Origin of the sequence: Catenibacterium sp. AM22-6LB, assembly GCF_003435615.1 — a bacterium.
Lineage (GTDB): Bacteria > Bacillota_I > Bacilli_A > Erysipelotrichales > Coprobacillaceae > Catenibacterium > Catenibacterium mitsuoka_A.
In genome coordinates, this window is the sequence record NZ_QTUM01000122.1 from 1 (window position 1) to 746 (window position 746).

General features: G+C 35.7%; 1 protein-coding gene. It reads left to right on the top strand.

Translation table 11 applies throughout. The annotated features are described in order from the left end of the window. Window positions 1-746 (top strand): RNA-guided endonuclease TnpB family protein (locus tag DW269_RS13085; protein WP_147321717.1); only part of this gene is annotated, 746 nt, incomplete at both ends.

A 746-nucleotide genomic window follows, 5' to 3' on the forward strand; every position in this document is an offset into this window, starting at 1 on the left:
AGGTACTTGCAGATTTATCTATAACTTCTATCTTGCTCATAATAAGGAGCTTCATGAAAATGGAAAAAAATTTATGAGCAGCATCCAGTTTAGAGTATGGCTCAACAATGAGTTTCTTCCGAGCCATCCAGAATATTCCTGGATCAAGGAAGCTTATTCAAAATCGGTAACACAGGCAGTAAATAACGGACAGACCGCATTTGAAAAATTCTTTGATCACAAGAGCGCCTTTCCAAAATTTAAGAAGAAAGGCAGATCTGATGTGAAAATGTATTTTGTAAGGAATAATCCAAAAGATTGTCTTTGCGAAAGACACAGAATCAAGATCCCGTCACTTGGCTGGGTCCGCATCAAAGAGAAAGGATATATTCCCACAACAAAAGATGGATACGTAATTAAGAGCGGTCATGCCTCAATAAAGGCTGACAGATACTATGTTTCAGTTCTTATAGAAATCCCAGATCACAGGATAGTTAACAATTCCAGTGAAGGAATTGGCATTGACCTTGGATTAAAGGACTTTGCGATTGTTTCTAATGGAAAGATTTATAAGAACATCAATAAATCTGCAAAACTAAAGAAGCTTGAAAAAAAGCTTGTTCGAGAACAGAGAAGTCTTTCTCGAAAGTATGAAAATCTAAAGAAAGGAGAGTCCACTCAAAAAAGAAATATACAGAAACAAAAGCTTAAGATACAGAAGCTTCACCATAGAATTGACAATATTCGTACTGATTACATCAATAAGA